14 protein-coding genes and 1 tRNA gene are annotated in these 15,687 nt (G+C 67.9%); 10 read left to right on the plus strand and 5 right to left on the minus strand.

The features are described 5' to 3' along the window. The first annotated feature begins 491 nt into the window (after nucleotides 1-491). Together ACTHL9_RS04890 and ACTHL9_RS04895 are read left to right on the plus strand one after the other, a co-directional pair. Nucleotides 492-923, plus strand: coding sequence for a hypothetical protein (locus ACTHL9_RS04890; RefSeq protein WP_440517707.1), 432 nt, complete (start codon nucleotides 492-494; stop codon nucleotides 921-923). 92 nt (nucleotides 924-1,015) lie between these two features. Further along, a complete protein-coding gene (locus ACTHL9_RS04895; protein WP_440517708.1) occupies nucleotides 1,016-1,702 on the plus strand; it encodes a hypothetical protein in 687 nt (228 codons plus the stop codon). 3 nt (nucleotides 1,703-1,705) lie between these two features. On the opposite strand, the gene ACTHL9_RS04900 is transcribed toward ACTHL9_RS04895, so the two are convergent. The 5 genes from ACTHL9_RS04900 to ACTHL9_RS04920 form a co-directional block, all read right to left on the minus strand. Then, nucleotides 1,706-1,778, minus strand: a tRNA-Arg gene (locus ACTHL9_RS04900). A 107-nt stretch (nucleotides 1,779-1,885) separates the two neighbouring features. Further along, nucleotides 1,886-2,128: a DUF2630 family protein gene (locus tag ACTHL9_RS04905; protein ID WP_440517709.1), complete on the minus strand. Its 243-nt coding sequence runs from the start codon at nucleotides 2,126-2,128 to the stop codon at nucleotides 1,886-1,888. Between the two features lie 85 nt (nucleotides 2,129-2,213). Next, complete coding sequence (locus tag ACTHL9_RS04910; protein WP_440517710.1) at nucleotides 2,214-3,746, minus strand: oxidoreductase; 1,533 nt, start codon at nucleotides 3,744-3,746, stop codon at nucleotides 2,214-2,216. Further along, nucleotides 3,743-4,603 carry an FAD:protein FMN transferase gene (locus ACTHL9_RS04915; RefSeq protein WP_440517712.1) on the minus strand — a complete coding sequence of 287 codons (861 nt, stop codon included), beginning with the start codon at nucleotides 4,601-4,603 and terminating at the stop codon, nucleotides 3,743-3,745. The genes ACTHL9_RS04910 and ACTHL9_RS04915 overlap by 4 nt, the downstream gene beginning before the upstream one ends. A gap of 8 nt (nucleotides 4,604-4,611) precedes the next feature. Continuing rightward, nucleotides 4,612-5,115 (minus strand): FMN-binding protein, encoded by a 504-nt coding sequence (locus ACTHL9_RS04920; RefSeq protein ID WP_440517714.1) that lies wholly within the window; start codon nucleotides 5,113-5,115, stop codon nucleotides 4,612-4,614. A 289-nt stretch (nucleotides 5,116-5,404) separates the two neighbouring features. Between ACTHL9_RS04920 and ACTHL9_RS04925 the strand changes: the two genes are divergently transcribed. From ACTHL9_RS04925 to ACTHL9_RS04960, 8 genes are all read left to right on the plus strand, one after another. After that, the gene (locus ACTHL9_RS04925) at nucleotides 5,405-5,590 is read left to right on the plus strand and encodes a DUF2599 domain-containing protein (protein ID WP_440517727.1); all 186 of its coding nucleotides are present in this window, start codon (nucleotides 5,405-5,407) and stop codon (nucleotides 5,588-5,590) included. A 324-nt stretch (nucleotides 5,591-5,914) separates the two neighbouring features. Continuing rightward, nucleotides 5,915-7,222 (plus strand): MFS transporter, encoded by a 1,308-nt coding sequence (locus tag ACTHL9_RS04930; protein WP_440517715.1) that lies wholly within the window; start codon nucleotides 5,915-5,917, stop codon nucleotides 7,220-7,222. Nucleotides 7,223-7,226: 4 nt separating this feature from the next. After that, nucleotides 7,227-8,885, plus strand: a complete 1,659-nt coding sequence (gene argS / locus ACTHL9_RS04935) for an arginine--tRNA ligase (protein ID WP_440517717.1) — start codon at nucleotides 7,227-7,229, stop codon at nucleotides 8,883-8,885. A gap of 2 nt (nucleotides 8,886-8,887) precedes the next feature. Continuing rightward, nucleotides 8,888-10,396, plus strand: a complete 1,509-nt coding sequence (locus tag ACTHL9_RS04940; RefSeq protein WP_440517719.1) for a diaminopimelate decarboxylase family protein — start codon at nucleotides 8,888-8,890, stop codon at nucleotides 10,394-10,396. A 19-nt stretch (nucleotides 10,397-10,415) separates the two neighbouring features. Beyond that, nucleotides 10,416-11,774, plus strand: coding sequence for a homoserine dehydrogenase (locus ACTHL9_RS04945; protein WP_440517721.1), 1,359 nt, complete (start codon nucleotides 10,416-10,418; stop codon nucleotides 11,772-11,774). Beyond that, entirely contained in the window at nucleotides 11,774-12,892 is a 1,119-nt protein-coding gene (gene thrC / locus ACTHL9_RS04950) for a threonine synthase (protein WP_440517723.1), read from the plus strand. Before ACTHL9_RS04945 ends, thrC begins: the two co-directional genes overlap by 1 nt. Then, a complete protein-coding gene (gene thrB / locus ACTHL9_RS04955; protein WP_440517724.1) occupies nucleotides 12,892-13,890 on the plus strand; it encodes a homoserine kinase in 999 nt (332 codons plus the stop codon). Before thrC ends, thrB begins: the two co-directional genes overlap by 1 nt. Before the next feature lie 304 nt (nucleotides 13,891-14,194). Next, nucleotides 14,195-15,687, plus strand: a 1,493-nt coding sequence (locus ACTHL9_RS04960; protein ID WP_440517726.1) for a Rho termination factor N-terminal domain-containing protein, incomplete at its 3' end; no start/stop codon positions are given.

The following is a 15,687-nucleotide window of genomic DNA, read 5'->3' on the forward strand; positions in this document are numbered from 1 at the left end:
GGGGATCTGGGTGGTCTTCCCGGAACCCGTCTCGCCCGCGATGATGGTGACCTGATGCGCGGCGATGGCCTCCATGAGCTCGTCGCGCCGCTCGGAGACAGGCAGGGAGCTGGGATACGTAATGGTCATGGCCATGGCTGATCCAGTCTAGTGGCGTCATGGACCGCCCCTGCAGACGCCGAAACAATACGGATCGCATCCCCTGCCTAAGAACTGCGTCGTCTCCCCAGAACGATGGTGCCTAAGAACGGAAATATCAATAGATATTTCGGATATCTGTGCTTGACATGACGTTCGTCGTCCAAGGATCGGGGCGGCAAGGAGCCGATGACGAGACGGGGGAGAGATGCCACTAGCGGAGCCTGCTACTGCCGCGAAGGCGGCGCGCATGAGAGCGGTTGCCCTAGGACTCGCTGGAGCCATCCTGCTGTCGACGCCTGCGGCCGTCCAGCCACTGGGAAGCCAGATCTAACGGCCTCGACGTAGAGGGCATGCGCTGGCTCAAGAACCTGCTTCGTTCACTCGCTCAGCAGGGCGCCGCCGTCCTCGTGTCGAGCCACCTTCTCAATGAGCTAGAGTCCTATGCCGACCGAGTGATCATCATTGATCGCGGTCGCATCGTGTCGGAATGCATACTCGCAGCGAATGCCGATGCTCGGTGGACATTCGTCAGCAGTCCGGATCTGGAAGCAGAAAGCGTTCTTCGCGCCGCGGGGCTCGAATTCACCTCCCGAGTCGACAGAAACGAACGCAGCGGATTTTACGTGCGGGCAACAGCCGACGAAGTCGCCAAGCTGATGTGGGTTCATCACATACAGCTGACCTGTCTTCGTTCCGGCGATCAACCCTCGCTCGAGGCGTATTACACCGCCCTCACGTCGCCGGAGTTTCATGGACCGGATGAAGAAGGGCGTGAGGGTTGATGGAACGGTGCTCGCAGTGTTTCTGGATTTGCTTCCAGGTCGAGGCGCGCAAGTTGGTCGATACGCGTAGTGCCCGATGGCTCCTGTTCGTCATGGCGGTGGTGGGCCTGTCTCTGGTGGTTCTTTCGATCGTCCTGTCTGTAGCCCGCGGCGCATCGCTTGAAGTTTCGGCAATAGTCGCCGTGCTCGCATTGCCCGGAGCAGTTATAGCGCCCTTGCTTGCGATCCTCTCTGTCACCTCCGACTTGCAGCACCGAGAAGTGGTCAAGTACTACGCCCTGCAACCTCGGCGGACCGTCATCCTCACGGCAAAGTACCTGTCGGTTGCCATGTTCGCAGTGGCGGTCACGGTGATCGTGTGCATTGCGGCCCTCATCGCAGCTGCCCTCGTCTCTGCCGTCTCAGGTGCACAGATCGTTTACGGTTCTGTCCTATCCACCGTGTGGCTCGTCGTGTGTGGCGTATTGGTCGGATCCGTTTCCGGAGCGGCCGTAGCCTCGGCTCTCATGTCTACGCCCGTGGCGATCGTCTTTGTGCTAGCGCAGTCGACAGTTGTGGATCTGTTGATCGGGCTCATTCCGGGCGTTCCCGCTGACTATTTGCAGTCCGCGACCTTCTCGGATTTTCTCAGTGAGGGAGGGGAAGTCCTTCCCGCGCTGAGCTCCGCGGTCCTATGGATTCTCATTCCTGCGGCACTGGCGCCTGGCGCCACACGCGCGCTGATGTTTTCTAAGAGAAAGAGGAAGGTCCCGCCGATGGACTCCGCGGGACCTTCTTGACTGTGCCCTCGATAGGATTCGAACCTACGGCCTTCTGCTCCGGAGGCAGACGCTCTATCCCCTGAGCTACGAGGGCTTGGGCTAGAAGCCCGTGGGACTCATCGAGCTTATCAGGTGCCCACCCCGGACGCGCAAACCGGCCGGGTGGCAACCCGCCACGCCGTCAGCAAGGCGATGGGAGGGTCACTCGAGGTAGTTCTCCACGACGTCCGGCGAGCGGACCTCGGCCTCGTTCGGGTTCTCGCCGTATTGCCTCTTGGCGCGTCGCTGACGAAGCAGGTCCCAGCACTGGTCGAGCTGGGCCTCGACCGAGCCGAGGCGCGACTGCTCTTCGCCGGCCGAGATTTCGCCCTCGCCCAGGGCGGAGCGAAGCTTGTGCTCCTCCTCGATGAGCTCCTTGATGCGGTTCTGGATGTCCTGGTCCATGCCTGCTCCTTCCCGAAGGTTCTCGCCGCCAGCCAGCCTACGCGCGCTGGGCAGGCGCCCAACACCCTGCCATGACCCGAGAACATCAGTACCCCGAGAACGCGTCTCGGCGCACGTGGGCCGCTCCGGCCTTCCGCAACGACCTGGCGACGGCCCCCACGAACGACGGCGGTCCGGAGACGAAGGCGGTCCGCGCGGCGAGATCGGGCACGAGCTCGCGCAGGCGCTGGGCCGTGAATGCCTCGCTCCCGGCGTCCTCGGCGAAATCGGGGGGACTTGCGCCGTCGGACGTGCGCACGATGACGCGGGCGCCGGAGGATCTGAGGACGTCTGCGAAAGGCAGCTCCTCGGGGCTCGGAACCGAAGCGAGCACGACGACGTCGCGCACCTCGCCGCGGCTCCTCACCGCCCGCAGCATGGAGGCGAAGGGGGTCATGCCGATGCCTCCCGCGACGAGGAGGACGGGGACCTCACGGTCGCGGGGGAGGACGAAGTCTCCGCCGATGGCAGCCACCTGTACGCGCTGGCCGGGCTCGAGCCGCCTGAGGAACTGTTTCGATGGGGAGATCGGAGGCGCGATCCCTACCCCGAAGGAGATCAGATCGGACGAGGGCGAGCTCGCGAAGCTAAAGGTCCTCCGGCTCCCTGGCAGCAGCCCGCCCGGTGTCGGAAGGTTCAGATCGGCATACTGGCCGGGGAGGAAGCGGGCGCGGCGTCCTGGGAGGAAGACGAATTCCTCGGCGGTCGGGGTGAGGCGCCGTCGTTCGACGAAGCGCAGCGGCATGCCTCGGGAGAGCCCGAAGGCGAAGGCGAGGAGATTTCCCACGAGGAGCGCGAGCTCGGGTGAGCTGGCGACGGGTCCGAAGCTGTAAGGCAGGGCATAGGCGAGGGCCACGACGGCCGCATAGGCCAGGCGGTAGCGACGGCGGCCCGGCATGGTGAGCGGCTCGGAGAGCATGAAGCCGGCGAAGAAGACCAGCGGCGCTTGGGTGAGGGCCTGGACAGCCGAGTCGAGGGGGCTCGCGGTGGGACCTCCCGCGACAATCGTCGAGAGGACGATGGCGACGACGGCGAAGACGGCGGCCATGACGAGCCGCTGTACCCGGTAGAGCACCAGGAGCGCGCCGGGGACGACGCCCCACAGCATGGCGGGAGTCCCGGCCCACCAGGCCGCAGCGCTGAGCCCCGTCAGGCCGACGGCAAACGCACCGAATGCTGCCGGGTTGAAGGCATGCCGTCCATGCACCGCGAGGACGTACTTCGACGCGACGGCCATGACGCACGCGAGGGCGGTCAGCGCCAAGTCTGCCGGGGCGAGGCTGGGCCAGAACAGGAAGTACAGGAGAAGCCCGGTGACGAGGGCGGATTCCGAGTGGGGACGGACCCGGAAGAGGGCGGCGACGCCGCGGTTGGCCCCGTACGCGGCACCGAGGCACACGATGAGGGAGGCCAGCATGGCCGGGATGCCGAAGCGGAGCCAGCCGAGGGCGTTGAGGACCATGCTGTATACCGCGAGGACGGCCAGGACAGAGGCCACGAGTCGGTAGGGACTCACGCGGCCGAGGGCCGAGTCGAACCGAACCTTGGCAGCCGCCGGCGTGGCGAGGACTGGGGTCATGTGAAGAGCCCTTCGATGAAGGCGGGACTGCCTTCCGCGTGACCGTCGGAGAAGACCTGCAGCCACTCGATGGCTGGGAATTCATCAACGAGGTCAGCCCCCGGGCGCACGAACAGCGCCGTGGCGATCCCGTCCGCGGTCATCGCGTCCTCCGCCATGGCCCAGGTGGCCACGACGGTGTCGACGGGTGCGCCGGTGCGCGCGTCGAGGAGATGATGGAGGCCGTCGCCCCAGGTCCGGCGGTTTCCAGCGGAGGCGCAGAGGGCGCCGTTCTGCAGCTCCACCACGCCGATGGCCTCGTCGGGCTGGTAGGGGTGCTCAAGGGCTGCGCGGATCGGTTCGCTGCCCGCGTGCCGGATGTCGCCGCTTCCGTCGATGAGGTACTCGCCGTGGCCGGCTTCCTCGAGGATGGCGCCGAACAGGTCCACGAGGAGGCCTTTTCCTGCGGCTCCGACGTCCAGCACAGCGGGGTGGGCGAGGACGACGGCGGCGCCCTGCCAGAGATGCTGGGCATCCCACGCCGGGGCGGGCTCGGGAGCGCCCACCGGGACCAGCTCGTACCCGGGACCGTAGCCGAGGCGCTCGAGGCTCGACCCGACCCACGGGTTGATGCCGCCGTCGGTGACGCGGTACAGCCGCGAGTAGAAGGCGGAGAGCCGCGAGCTCTCGGCGGGAAGATCCCAGCGGCCGCCGTTCGCCCTCATCTGCGCTACCAGGGAATCGGGCCGGAACCGGGACCAGACCCAATCGAAGCGCTCGGCCTCGTTCAGGAGAGCCCATTCGAGCCCATCGCCCAGCGGGTAGGGGGTGCGGACCTCGAAGAGGGTCCCTATTGCCTCGAACTTGAAGCTCTCCATCGCCGGCCCTAGGAGGCTTCGCCCTTGATCACCGAGACGGCGTCGTTGAAGCCCTGTCCAGTAAGCGACGACCCGGCCACGACGCCCACGTTCAGGTCATCCAGCTTCTTGCCCACGACCACGTCCTTGATTCCCGCGGCGAAGTGCTTCTGGAACAGACGCGTGTTGGCGCTGGTCGGGTGCTCGGTGATCTGCACGTCCGTCACGATTCCCGACTTGAGGGTCAGCGTGACCCCCACCGTCTCGGGACCGTTCGGGGACGTGTAGTGGCCGTCGGCGCTGTACGTCCCGTCCCGGTAGGCATGGGAGGCTGCGCTGCCGCTGGCCGCGCTCGCCGATGGCGCCGTCGTCGGCACGGAGCCTGAAGCGGCACCGCCTTCGATGCCCGAACTTGCGCTGGAGGGAGCGCATCCGGCCACTGCCCCCACGAGGGACGCCCCTGCCAGCGCGCTCATAACCACCTTGCGGGTGGGCTGGGACGTGATGCGGTGGAGGGCGGAGGGGGAGGGCATGGGCTGCAATCCTGACGTGCTCGAGTTCTGCGGACGGTGCGGATGGTCGCCCTTTAAACGTAGCCCGAGCCCGGGGAGTTCAGTCTTCGAGCCTGTGCGGTGGCTGTGAACGGGTACGGCTGTGACCAATCGTGAGGAGGCCCTCGGCCAGTTGAAGTACAAAGTGACATCCAAGAATGGCACTTTGTCGGCTCATCGCAATCGGGGGTGTAGGTGGGGTCTGAATCCGCCGGTCTCGATGTAGTTTGTGAGATTGCGGAATCCGAGGGCGGAGCCGGTCTACAGCAAGATGGGGGCTGATCGCTGGCGTTGGACGACGAGCATCCAGGAGCAGTTCTACTGTCATCTCGCTGGGTTCCCCGCATCTCTCCCTGAATACAATCTAGAGTCCTGGCGCCCTTCTTGGAGTTGGATAAGGATTGCGCCGTACAACTGCAATTACCCCGAGGGTGGCTGGGGATCGATCTGGAGCTGACCGGAGTGGGGCGAGCGTGAGACGACGATTAGGTCACACGACAACGGCGGGTCTCATCGCCCTGTGCGCTTCGGGGGCCTTCCTAGCCTGCCTTGGAGCCTTCTCCTACCTAATCCGCTACGGTCACCTCGACTCGCTTGAAGGACAGATCCCCGAGAACATCTACGTTCACGTCACCTCAATGTTCACCATCGAGCGGGTCCTGATGCTCGGTGGTTTCGGAATCTTCCTCCTCGCAGTTTTGCTTCTCGTCGTAGCCGGGATCACGAGTGGGCGGCGTCCAGACTGAACGGCCGGTCCTCGACCCTGCTGTAACGTCGTGGGGTGAGCGAGAAGGGGACAACCACGGCACCTGAGGACGCGGCGAAGCCCTCCCCTGGAAGACGGGGCCGGATCGCTGCAGCGGCTGGAATCCTCATCGTGGCCTTCACGCTGCGTATCGCCGTCACCAGCGTGCCGCCCCTGACGGGAATGATCTCGAAGGACCTCTTCCTTCCGTCGTGGCTGGTCGGAATCCTGGGGATGCTGCCGACGGCGTTGTTCGGCATCGCCGGCCTCCTGACCCCGTTGCTCATGCGCCGCTGGAGCGTCGAGGTGCTTGCGGTTGCCAGCATGATTGCGGGGGCGGTCGGCCAAGTGATCCGGGCATTCGCGCCCGAGACAGGGAGCTTCCTCGCGGGTTCGGCCATCGCGCTTGCGGGCATGGGCGCGGGAAACGTCGTGCTTCCTCCCATGGTCAAGAAGTACTTCCCGCGCCGGGTCGGTCTCCTGACCGCGCTCTACGTGACCGTCATCAGCCTCGGAACCACCGTCCCGCCGCTGCTCGCCGTGCCAGTTGCCGACTCGGCAGGCTGGCGCACGTCGATCGGCTGGTGGGCGGCTCTGAACGTCGTCGCGATCCTGCCGTGGTTGGGCGTTTCCACGCAGGGCAGGGCCCGACGGCGGAAATCCCCCTCGCGTGGGACGTCGGCTCGCGCTTCATCGGCGCTGCCGCGGGTGGTCGTGCGTCCGTGGCATGCGCCGGCGGCGTGGGCGCTCGCGCTGCTGTTCGGCTGCACCTCGCTGAACACCTACACGCTCTTCGCGTGGCTGCCCCCGCTTGTCACTGGGGCCGGGCTGACCCCGGGGGAGGCCGGACTCCAGCTGGCGATATTTTCCGGCGTCGGCCTCCCGATGAGCCTCATCGTCCCGGTCCTTGCGAGCCGCCTACGCAACCCGTTCCCGATCGTCGTCTTCGGGGTTTCCTGCTTCATTGCCGGCTACCTCGGGCTCCTGCTCGCCCCGGCGACGGCGACCTGGCTATGGTCCACCTTTGCCGGCCTCGGGCCCGCGACGTTCCCGCTCTCGCTCGTGCTCGTCAACCTCCGCACGCATTCGCACCAAGCCTCCGGCGCCGTCTCTGGGTTCGCTCAGGGTCTCGGCTACCTGCTCGCGTGCGCTGGGCCGCTCCTTGCCGGCATCCTGCACGATGCGACTGGCGCGTGGACGGCGTCCTTCGCGTTCCTCGGCGTAACGCTGGTGATCCTCGCTGTCGCGGGCTGGGTGGTCTGCCGTCCGCGGTACATCGAGGACCACCCCGGCGTCGTTGTACCCGCGCGGTTTCAGGGCGGCACCACCCCGCCGGTAACCTAGAGTTGTGACTCCCGAAGAACTCTCCTCCGCTATCTCTGCCTGTCTCGCGGACGCCGTGCGCGCTGGCGACCTCGCCGTCGACGTGCCCGAGGAGATTCGAGTGGAGCGACCCAAGAACCGGGAGCACGGAGACTGGGCCACGAATATCGCCCTTCAGCTCGGCAAGAAGGCGGGCATGAATCCCCGTGCCTTCGCGGAGATCCTCGCCACGCGCCTGTCCTCGCTGGACGGCGTCAAGAGCGTTGAAGTGGCTGGTCCCGGGTTCCTCAACATCACCCTCGACGCCGCGGCGGCGGGATCGCTCGCCAAGGTGATTGTGGAGGCGGGGCCCGTCTACGGACGCAACAACGCCCTCGCCGGACGCGTCATCAACATGGAGTTCGTGTCCGCGAACCCGACAGGACCACTGCACATCGGACACACCCGGTGGGCCGCGCTCGGCGATTCGATTGCGCGGGTCCTGCGCGCCTCGGGAGCCGAGGTGACCGCCGAGTATTACATCAACGACGCCGGCAGCCAGATGAACGTCTTCGCCAACTCGGTACTGGCACGGCTGCACGGCCGCGACGTGCCGGAGGGCGGCTATCCCGGCCAGTACATCGTCGACCTGGGCCACGAGGTCCTCGCGCAGCACCCCGATGTGCGCGAACTCACGGAAGAGGCCGCTCTCCCGGTGGTCCGCCATGCCGCCTACGAAGCCCAGATGCGGGACATCAAGTCCACGCTGGCTGCGTTCGGCGTCTCGTTCGACGTGTACTTCTCCGAGAAGGACGGCCTGCATGATTCCGGGGCCATCGAATCCGCCGTGGCCCGCCTCCGCGAGCAGGGGCACGTGTTCGATTCAGAGGGTGCGGTGTGGCTCCGCACCACCGACTTCGGCGACGACAAGGACCGGGTCCTCATCCGCGCCAACGGGGAGCCGACGTACTTTGCCGCGGACGCCGCGTACTACCTCTCAAAGAAGGACCGCGGCTTCCCCGAGAAGATCTATCTCCTGGGCGCGGACCATCACGGCTACGTGAACCGGCTCAAGGCCATTGCGGCGTGCGCAGGCGATGACCCCGAGGCGAGCATCGAGATCCTCATCGGCCAGCTCGTCTCCGTGAACGGCGCCAAGCTGTCCAAGCGGGCAGGCAACATCATCGAGCTCAAGGACCTTATCGACTGGATCGGCAAGGACGCCGTGCGCTACTCCCTGGCGCGTTACCCCGCCGATTCGCCGCTGACGCTCGACCCGGAGCTGCTGCGCAAGCACTCCAACGAGAACCCGGTCTACTACGTCCAGTACGCCCACGCGCGTTCCCGCGGCGCCGCCCGGAACGCCGTGGCGGCTGGGGTTGAGCGCTTCGTCGATGGGCGCGACGCGTTCGACGCCGCGCTCCTCACGCACCCGACGGAGGGCGAGCTTCTGGCGCACCTCGCCGCCTACCCGTCGATCGTGGGCAAGGCGGCCGAGTTCCGCGAGCCGCATCGGGTCGCGCGGCACCTCGAGACGGTCGCGACGGCGTACCACTCCTGGTACGACAACTGCCGGATCGCTCCGCGTGGCGACGAGGAGATCACAGATGTGAACCGCACGCGCCTGTGGCTCAACGACGCCACGAGCCAGGTCCTCGCCAACGGCCTCGATCTGCTCGGCGTCTCGGCGCCGGAAAGGATGTGAGCATGCAATCGCCCCTTGCTCCCCAGTGGCTCGCCGTCCCCGCAGACCTGAACGGCCTCGAACCGAAGATGTGGGCGCACGACGTCGAGCGGACCCCGGGCGGCGAGCTCGCCGTGGGCGGGGTGAGCGTGGAGCATCTGGCCCATGAGTTCGGGACGCCGCTCTTCGTCATGAGCGAAGACGATTTCCGTGCCCGTGCCCGCGCCTTCAGGGAGGCGTTTGACGCCGCGTTCGCGGACGTGTGCGGTGGAGTGGACGTCTACTACGCCGGCAAGTCCTTCCTGTGTTCCGCGGTGGCGTCGTGGGTCGCGGAGGAGGGGCTTCGCCTGGACACCTGCTCGGGCGGGGAGCTCGCCGTGGCGGCCAAAGCCGGCCTCCCCGGCGAGCTGCTGAGCCTCCACGGCAACAACAAGTCGGACTCCGAGATCGAGCGGGCGCTCGACCTGGGCGTTGGCCGGATCGTGGTGGACAGCCTCGACGAGCTCGAGCGCGTCGCCGCGATCGCCGCCGTTCGGGCCGAACGCGAGGAGCAGGACCCCGAGCGCAGGGAGCTGCGCGCGAAGGTCATGCTGCGCCTGACTCCAGGGGTCCACGCGCACACGCACGAGTTCATCGCCACGGCGCACGAGGACCAGAAGTTCGGGCTGTCGATGGCCCCCGGGACGGCCAGCGCGGAGTTCCGAGCCGAGGTCGCTGAAGAGTCGGGGGAGAGCGTTGCGGCGGCCGCCTCCGCGGCGGAAGAAGCCGTCGCGGCCGCGGCGGGACACGACAGCATCGAATTGCTCGGCCTGCACTGCCATATCGGTTCCCAGATCTTCGAGCCCGAAGGCTTTGAGCTCGCGGCCAGCAAGCTGCTCACCTTCCTCGCAGCAATGCGCTCGGAGTACAGCGTCGCGCTTCCGGAACTCGACCTCGGCGGCGGGTACGGCATCGCCTACACGCCCGTGGACACCCCGCGGCCACCGGAGCAGATCGCCCAGGCGATGGCCGCCGTCGTGCGGTCGACGTCCGAGGAACTGAAGATCACCCCGCCGCGCATCTCGATCGAACCCGGCCGCGCGATTGTCGGGCCGACCACCTTCACCCTGTACCGCGCCGGGACTGTGAAGGACGTTGTCGTTGACGTACCCGGCAACGGCTCCACGGCTATGCGGCGCTACCTGTCGGTGGACGGGGGGATGAGCGACAACGCACGCCCGGTCCTCTACGACGCCGACTACTCGGCAGTCCTCGCCTCCCGCGCCTCGGAGGCGGAGCCCCAGCTCACGCGCGTGGTCGGCAAGCACTGCGAAAGCGGCGACATCGTGGTGCGCGACGTGTACCTGCCTGCAGATGCCGGCCGGGGCGACCTTCTGGCGGTCCCGGGGACCGGCGCCTACTGCTGGGCCCTTTCGAGCAACTACAACTACCTCGCCCGCCCGGGCGTCGTCGCAGTCCGTCACGGTTCTGCGCGGTGGATTGTCCGCGGCGAAACTGAACAGGATCTGCTCTCCCGCGACATGGGAGTGTGACAACCCGATGGGAGACCGCATGACCGAGACTCAGACGCGGCCCGAGCCGAAAGCCGCGCCGGACGACCGCAAGGTTCTCAAGGTGGCCCTGCTGGGCTGCGGCACGGTGGGCAGCCAGGTGGCACGGATTCTGCTCGAGGACGGTGAAGCGCTCGCCGCGCGCTCGGGAGCTCGGATCGAGCTCGCCGGCATCGCCGTGCGCAACCCGGACGCGAAGCGCGATGTCGAGCTCCCGAGCGAGCTCTTCACCGCGGACGCCGAGGCGCTGGTGGACTCCGCCGACCTCGTCGTCGAGCTCATGGGGGGAATCGAGCCCGCGCGGTCGCTCATCCTGCGGGCCGTCCGCAAGGGCGCATCGGTGGTCACCGGCAACAAGGCCCTCCTCGCGCAGGATGGACCCGCCCTCTTCGAGGAGGCCGACCGCAACAACGCCGAGCTGAGCTTCGAGGCCGCCGTCGCGGGGGCGATTCCCATTATTCGGCCCATCCGCGAGAGCCTCTCAGGCGACCGCATCACGCGCGTTCTCGGCATCGTGAACGGCACCACGAACTATATCCTCGACCAGATGGACTCGACGGGCGCCCAGTTCGCGGACGCCCTTGCCGAGGCCCAGCGACTGGGCTACGCGGAAGCCGACCCGACGGCGGACGTCGAAGGCCACGACGCCGCAGCTAAGGCGGCGCTCCTCGCGACCCTCGCGTTCCACACGCCGGTGAGCCTCGACGACGTCCGCTGCCAGGGCATCACGAAGGTCAGCGCAGACGACATCGCCGCCGCGAAGGACTCAGGCCTCGTGATCAAGCTGCTGGCCATTGCCGAGCTGGTGAAGACTTCCGATGGCTACGAGGGCACGAGCGTCCGCGTCCACCCCACGCTGCTCCCGCGCGAGCACCCGCTGGCGGCCGTGCGCGGTGCGTACAACGCGGTCTTCGTCGAAGCCGAGAACGCTGGCCAGCTCATGTTCTACGGCGCCGGAGCGGGAGGTCGCCCGACTGCGTCGGCCGTCATGGGCGACCTCGTCTCGACGGCGCGGCGCGTGGTTGCCGGCGCGCCCGGCCGCACCGACACCGCGACGCGAAAGCTCCCCATGGTGGGCGTCGACGCCATCATCACGAGCTACAGCATCGGCCTCGAGGTCGCGGACCAGCCGGGTGTGCTCTCGCGCGTGGCGGCTGTCTTCGCCGACCACGGGGTCTCGATCGAAGCCATGCGGCAGACGATCGACGGAGGCGCTCCGGGGGCGGGCGACGGCCGGGCCGAGCTGCGCTTCGTGACCCACCCCGCCAGCGAGAAGGCGCTCGCCGAGACCGTGGCGGACATCAACAACCTCGACGTCGTCGAATCCGTGACGAGCGTCCTCCGAGTCGAAGGAGTCTAGTGGCCCACCAGTGGCGCGGAGTCATCCGCGAATATGCCGATCGCCTGCCGGTTACCGAGGCAACCCGCGTGATCACGCTGGGCGAGGGCGGCACGCCGCTCGTCTACGCGCAGCAGCTCTCGGCCCTCACTGGCTCTGAGGTGTACCTCAAGGTCGAGGGGATGAACCCGACCGGCTCGTTCAAGGACCGCGGCATGACCATGGCCATGACGGCGGCCGTTGCCTCGGGAGCCAAGGCGGTGGTGTGTGCCTCGACCGGCAACACGTCCGCGTCCGCGGCCGCCTACGCCACGACGGCTGGGCTGACCTGCGCCGTGCTGGTGCCCGAGGGCAAGATCGCGATGGGCAAGCTGAGCCAGGCGATCGCGCACGGTGCGACGCTGCTGCAGGTGGACGGCAACTTCGATGACTGCCTCGAGATTGCCCGCAAGCTCGCCGAGGCGTACCCCGTGTTCCTCGTGAACTCGGTCAACCCCGCGCGCATCCAGGGGCAGAAGACCGCCGCCTTCGAGATCGTCGACGCGCTCGGCGACGCTCCGGACATCCACGTGCTGCCAGTGGGCAATGCGGGCAACATCTCGGCCTACTGGAAGGGCTACAAGGAGTACGCCACCGAGTCCTCCTACGGCGAGGGCTCGGAGGTGCGCACGCTTCCCGCCGTCTCGACCAAGCTCCCCATCATGTGGGGTTTCCAGGCGGAGGGCGCCGCCCCGTTCGTCGCGGGCCATCCCATCACGCATCCGGAGACGATCGCGACCGCGATCCGCATCGGCAACCCGGCCTCGTGGGAGACCGCCGTCGCGGCCCGTGACGAGTCCGGAGGCCTGATCGACGCGGTCTCCGACGACCAGATCCTCGCGGCGCACCGCTGGCTCTCCGCGAAGGAAGCCGTGTTCGTGGAGCCGGGCTCGGCAGCGAGCGTGGCGGGCCTGCTGAAGATGCACGCGGCCGGAATGGTCCCGACCGGGCAGCGGATCGTCTGCACCGTCACGGGGCACGGCCTCAAGGACCCGCAGTGGGCACTGCGTACCGAGGGCGGCGGGCAGGTCGAGCCGGTCAAGGTCGCCAACGACGTGGTGAGCGTGGCGCGGGTGCTCGGACTGGAGCCCTCGGCCTGATGTCTGCCCCCTCGACGGCCCGGGAGGCCTCGCTCCGCACGGTGGCTCCCGGGCAGCGGGTCACGGTCCGTGTCCCCGCAACGAGCGCTAACCTCGGCCCGGGCTATGACAGCCTGGGGCTCGCCCTCTCGCTCTACGACACCGTCAGCATCGAGACGGCCGACGACGACGAACTCGCCTTCGCGCTCACGGGCGAGGGCGCAGAGACCCTTCCGCGCGATGCGAGCCATCTTGTGGTGCGCACGGTCGACGCGGCCCTCGCCCGCCTCGGCTACCGGCGCGCCGGCCTGCGGCTCACGGCACACAACGTGAGCCCGCATGGCCGGGGGCTCGGCTCTTCCGCGTCGGCCACCGTTGCAGCCGTCCTCGTGGCCGTCGAACTCGTCGACGCCGCGGACCGGCCGGATCTCGAGTGGGTGCTCCAGCTGTGCAGCGAGATCGAGGGCCATCCGGACAACGTGGCCCCCGCGATCTTCGGCTCCCTCGCGCTCTCGTGGCAGGACGGCGACGAGTTCCGGACCGCCGTTGCGCGAGTTCGCCCCGACATCGTGCCGATCGTCGCCGTGCCGGACTATGAGCTCTCGACCGAACTCGCGCGGTCTCTTCTCCCGTCGTCGGTGCCGCACCACGCGGCTGCCGCGAACTCGGGCCGTGCCGCCCTTCTGGTCCACGCCCTGACGCAGGACCCGTCCCTGCTCCTTCCGGCCACCGAGGACTACCTCCACCAGAGCTACCGGGAGTCCGCGATGGAGCCGAGTGCCCTGCTCATCCGGAGTCTGCGGGCGGAGGGCCACGCCGCCGTCGTGTCAGGGGCAGGCCCCACGGTGCTCGCCCTCACGGCAGGGGATGCAGAGGCAGACGAGGTGCAGGCCGCCGTCGAACGCTTCGCCCACGATGACCCGGCAGCAAGCCCCAAGGGGCGCGCTGCGACCGTCTGGCGTGTCCTGCGGCTCGCTGTTGACTCCGAAGGTGCTAAAGTGGAAGTGCATTCGCGGTAGCTTTCGCCTCACCGGTCAAGGTTCACGGCGCTTCATGTCAGACAGCGCCACCGAACTGCACGCCCCACGGGCCCAGCACAACCAATGTCGAATGCCGTCCCTACCCAGCTCCGCAGCCGGTCAGTCCTCTCTCAGCCGCCGCAGAGGCTCTGTCCCCTCGAATGCTTGGGACGAATCCGCAGTGTGCTCCGCCTGACCGCTCTGGTGCGACGGGGCAGCCAATCTGACCGCGAGTCTGAAAGCGGTCATCAACACGATGCGGCCGCTTCACACAGCAGCCGCAGTCGACGGGGAAGGATCCTTCGTGACACAGACCACTGAGCTGAACCCAGCAGTGGACGCCTCCACTTCGGCCGAATCCAAGGGGATTGCGGGCCTCAAGCTCGCGCAGCTCCAGGCTCTGGCCTCCCAGCTGGGTATCACCGGCGGTTCCCGCATGCGCAAGGGCGACCTCGTGGCCGCCATCTCTGCGCACCAGAAGGGCGAGCCGGTGGTGCGGCGCACCTCGGCCGCAGGCAAGGCCCAAGGGCAGCCCGAGGCAGCAGCACAGCAGCCCGAGGCTGCAGTCCAGACGACGGAGGCTGCTGCCCCCGTTGCCGCCCCCGCGGCGGAAGAGGCTGCGGCTCCGGCCCGAGGCCGCGGCCGCACGCGTCGTCGCGCCGGCAGCGACGGCGTCGTGACCGCCGAGGCTGCCGCCAATGACGTTGCGGCGCCTAATGCGGCGCCCGCCGCGCAGGCCGACACGGTGAGCGAAGCAGCCCCGCAGGCTCCTGAAGCCAAGGTTGAAGCCCCCGAGGCGACGCCGGCCGAGGCGCCGCGCCAGCCGCGCACCCGCAACCGCAACCGTCGCGCTGTAAGCGACGGCAGCGTCGCAGGGCCCGAGGCTGCGGCCGAGACGGCTCCTCAGGCTGAGACGGCTCCTAAGGCTGAGACTGCGCGTATGGCTGAGACTGCGCGCCCGGCTGAGACGGCTCGCACCGAAGCGCCGGCCGAGGCCGAGCAGCCCGAGGCGCAGCCCGCCGAGGCAGGCGAAGGCCGCCGCCGCGGCCGCGGCGCCGACCGCGAGGAGCGCCGTCGTGATGAGAACGACGGCGACGAGAGCGGCAACCGGCGCAACCGCCGCAACCGCCGGGGTCGCGATCGCGATCGCGAGGAGCCCCAGCAGAACGCGCGCAATGACCGGTTCCGCGACCGCAACGACCGCCGCCGTGGCCGCGCTCAGGGCCCGGAGATCGATGACACCGAGGTCAGCGAGGACGACGTCCTGGTGCCTGTCGCGGGCATCCTCGACGTTCTCGAGAACTACGCGTTCATCCGCACGTCCGGCTACCTCCCGGGCCCGAACGACGTGTACGTGCCGCTCGCGCAGGTGAAGAAGTACAACCTGCGCAAGGGCGACGCCGTGGTCGGTGCGATCCGCGCCCCGCGCGACGGCGAGGACAACCGCCAGAACCAGGGCGGCCGCCAGAAGTTCAACGCCCTGGTCCGCGTGACCACGGTCAACGGGAAGAACACCGAGGACCTCAAGAACCGCGTCGAGTTCAACAAGCTCGTCCCGCTCTACCCCTCGGAGCGCCTCCGGCTCGAGACCGATCCGAAGAAGGTCGGACCGCGCGTCATCGACCTCGTCGCCCCGATCGGCAAGGGCCAGCGCGGCCTCATCGTCTCCCCGCCGAAGGCCGGAAAGACGCTCATCCTGCAGTCCATCGCAAACGCCATCACGGTCAACAACCCTGAGGTGCACCTCATGATGGTGCTCGTGGACGAGCGGCCTGAAGAGGTCACCGACATGCAGCG

This window comes from Sinomonas sp., from assembly GCF_051955515.1.
Lineage (GTDB): Bacteria > Actinomycetota > Actinomycetes > Actinomycetales > Micrococcaceae > Sinomonas.

Excerpts from the sequence above, each read along its gene's own strand:
- ACTHL9_RS04890 (WP_440517707.1), top strand. The coding sequence starts at position 492 with ATGCGCTGGCTCAAGAACCTGCTTCGTTCACTCGCTCAGCAGGGCGCC.
- ACTHL9_RS04895 (WP_440517708.1), top strand. The coding sequence starts at position 1,016 with ATGGCGGTGGTGGGCCTGTCTCTGGTGGTTCTTTCGATCGTCCTGTCT.
- ACTHL9_RS04905 (WP_440517709.1), bottom strand. The coding sequence starts at position 2,128 with ATGGACCAGGACATCCAGAACCGCATCAAGGAGCTCATCGAGGAGGAG.
- ACTHL9_RS04910 (WP_440517710.1), bottom strand. The coding sequence starts at position 3,746 with ATGACCCCAGTCCTCGCCACGCCGGCGGCTGCCAAGGTTCGGTTCGAC.
- ACTHL9_RS04915 (WP_440517712.1), bottom strand. The coding sequence starts at position 4,603 with ATGGAGAGCTTCAAGTTCGAGGCAATAGGGACCCTCTTCGAGGTCCGC.
- ACTHL9_RS04920 (WP_440517714.1), bottom strand. The coding sequence starts at position 5,115 with ATGCCCTCCCCCTCCGCCCTCCACCGCATCACGTCCCAGCCCACCCGC.
- ACTHL9_RS04925 (WP_440517727.1), top strand. The coding sequence starts at position 5,405 with ATGGGGGCTGATCGCTGGCGTTGGACGACGAGCATCCAGGAGCAGTTC.
- ACTHL9_RS04940 (WP_440517719.1), top strand. The coding sequence starts at position 8,888 with ATGCAATCGCCCCTTGCTCCCCAGTGGCTCGCCGTCCCCGCAGACCTG.
- ACTHL9_RS04945 (WP_440517721.1), top strand. The coding sequence starts at position 10,416 with ATGACCGAGACTCAGACGCGGCCCGAGCCGAAAGCCGCGCCGGACGAC.
- thrB (WP_440517724.1), top strand. The coding sequence starts at position 12,892 with ATGTCTGCCCCCTCGACGGCCCGGGAGGCCTCGCTCCGCACGGTGGCT.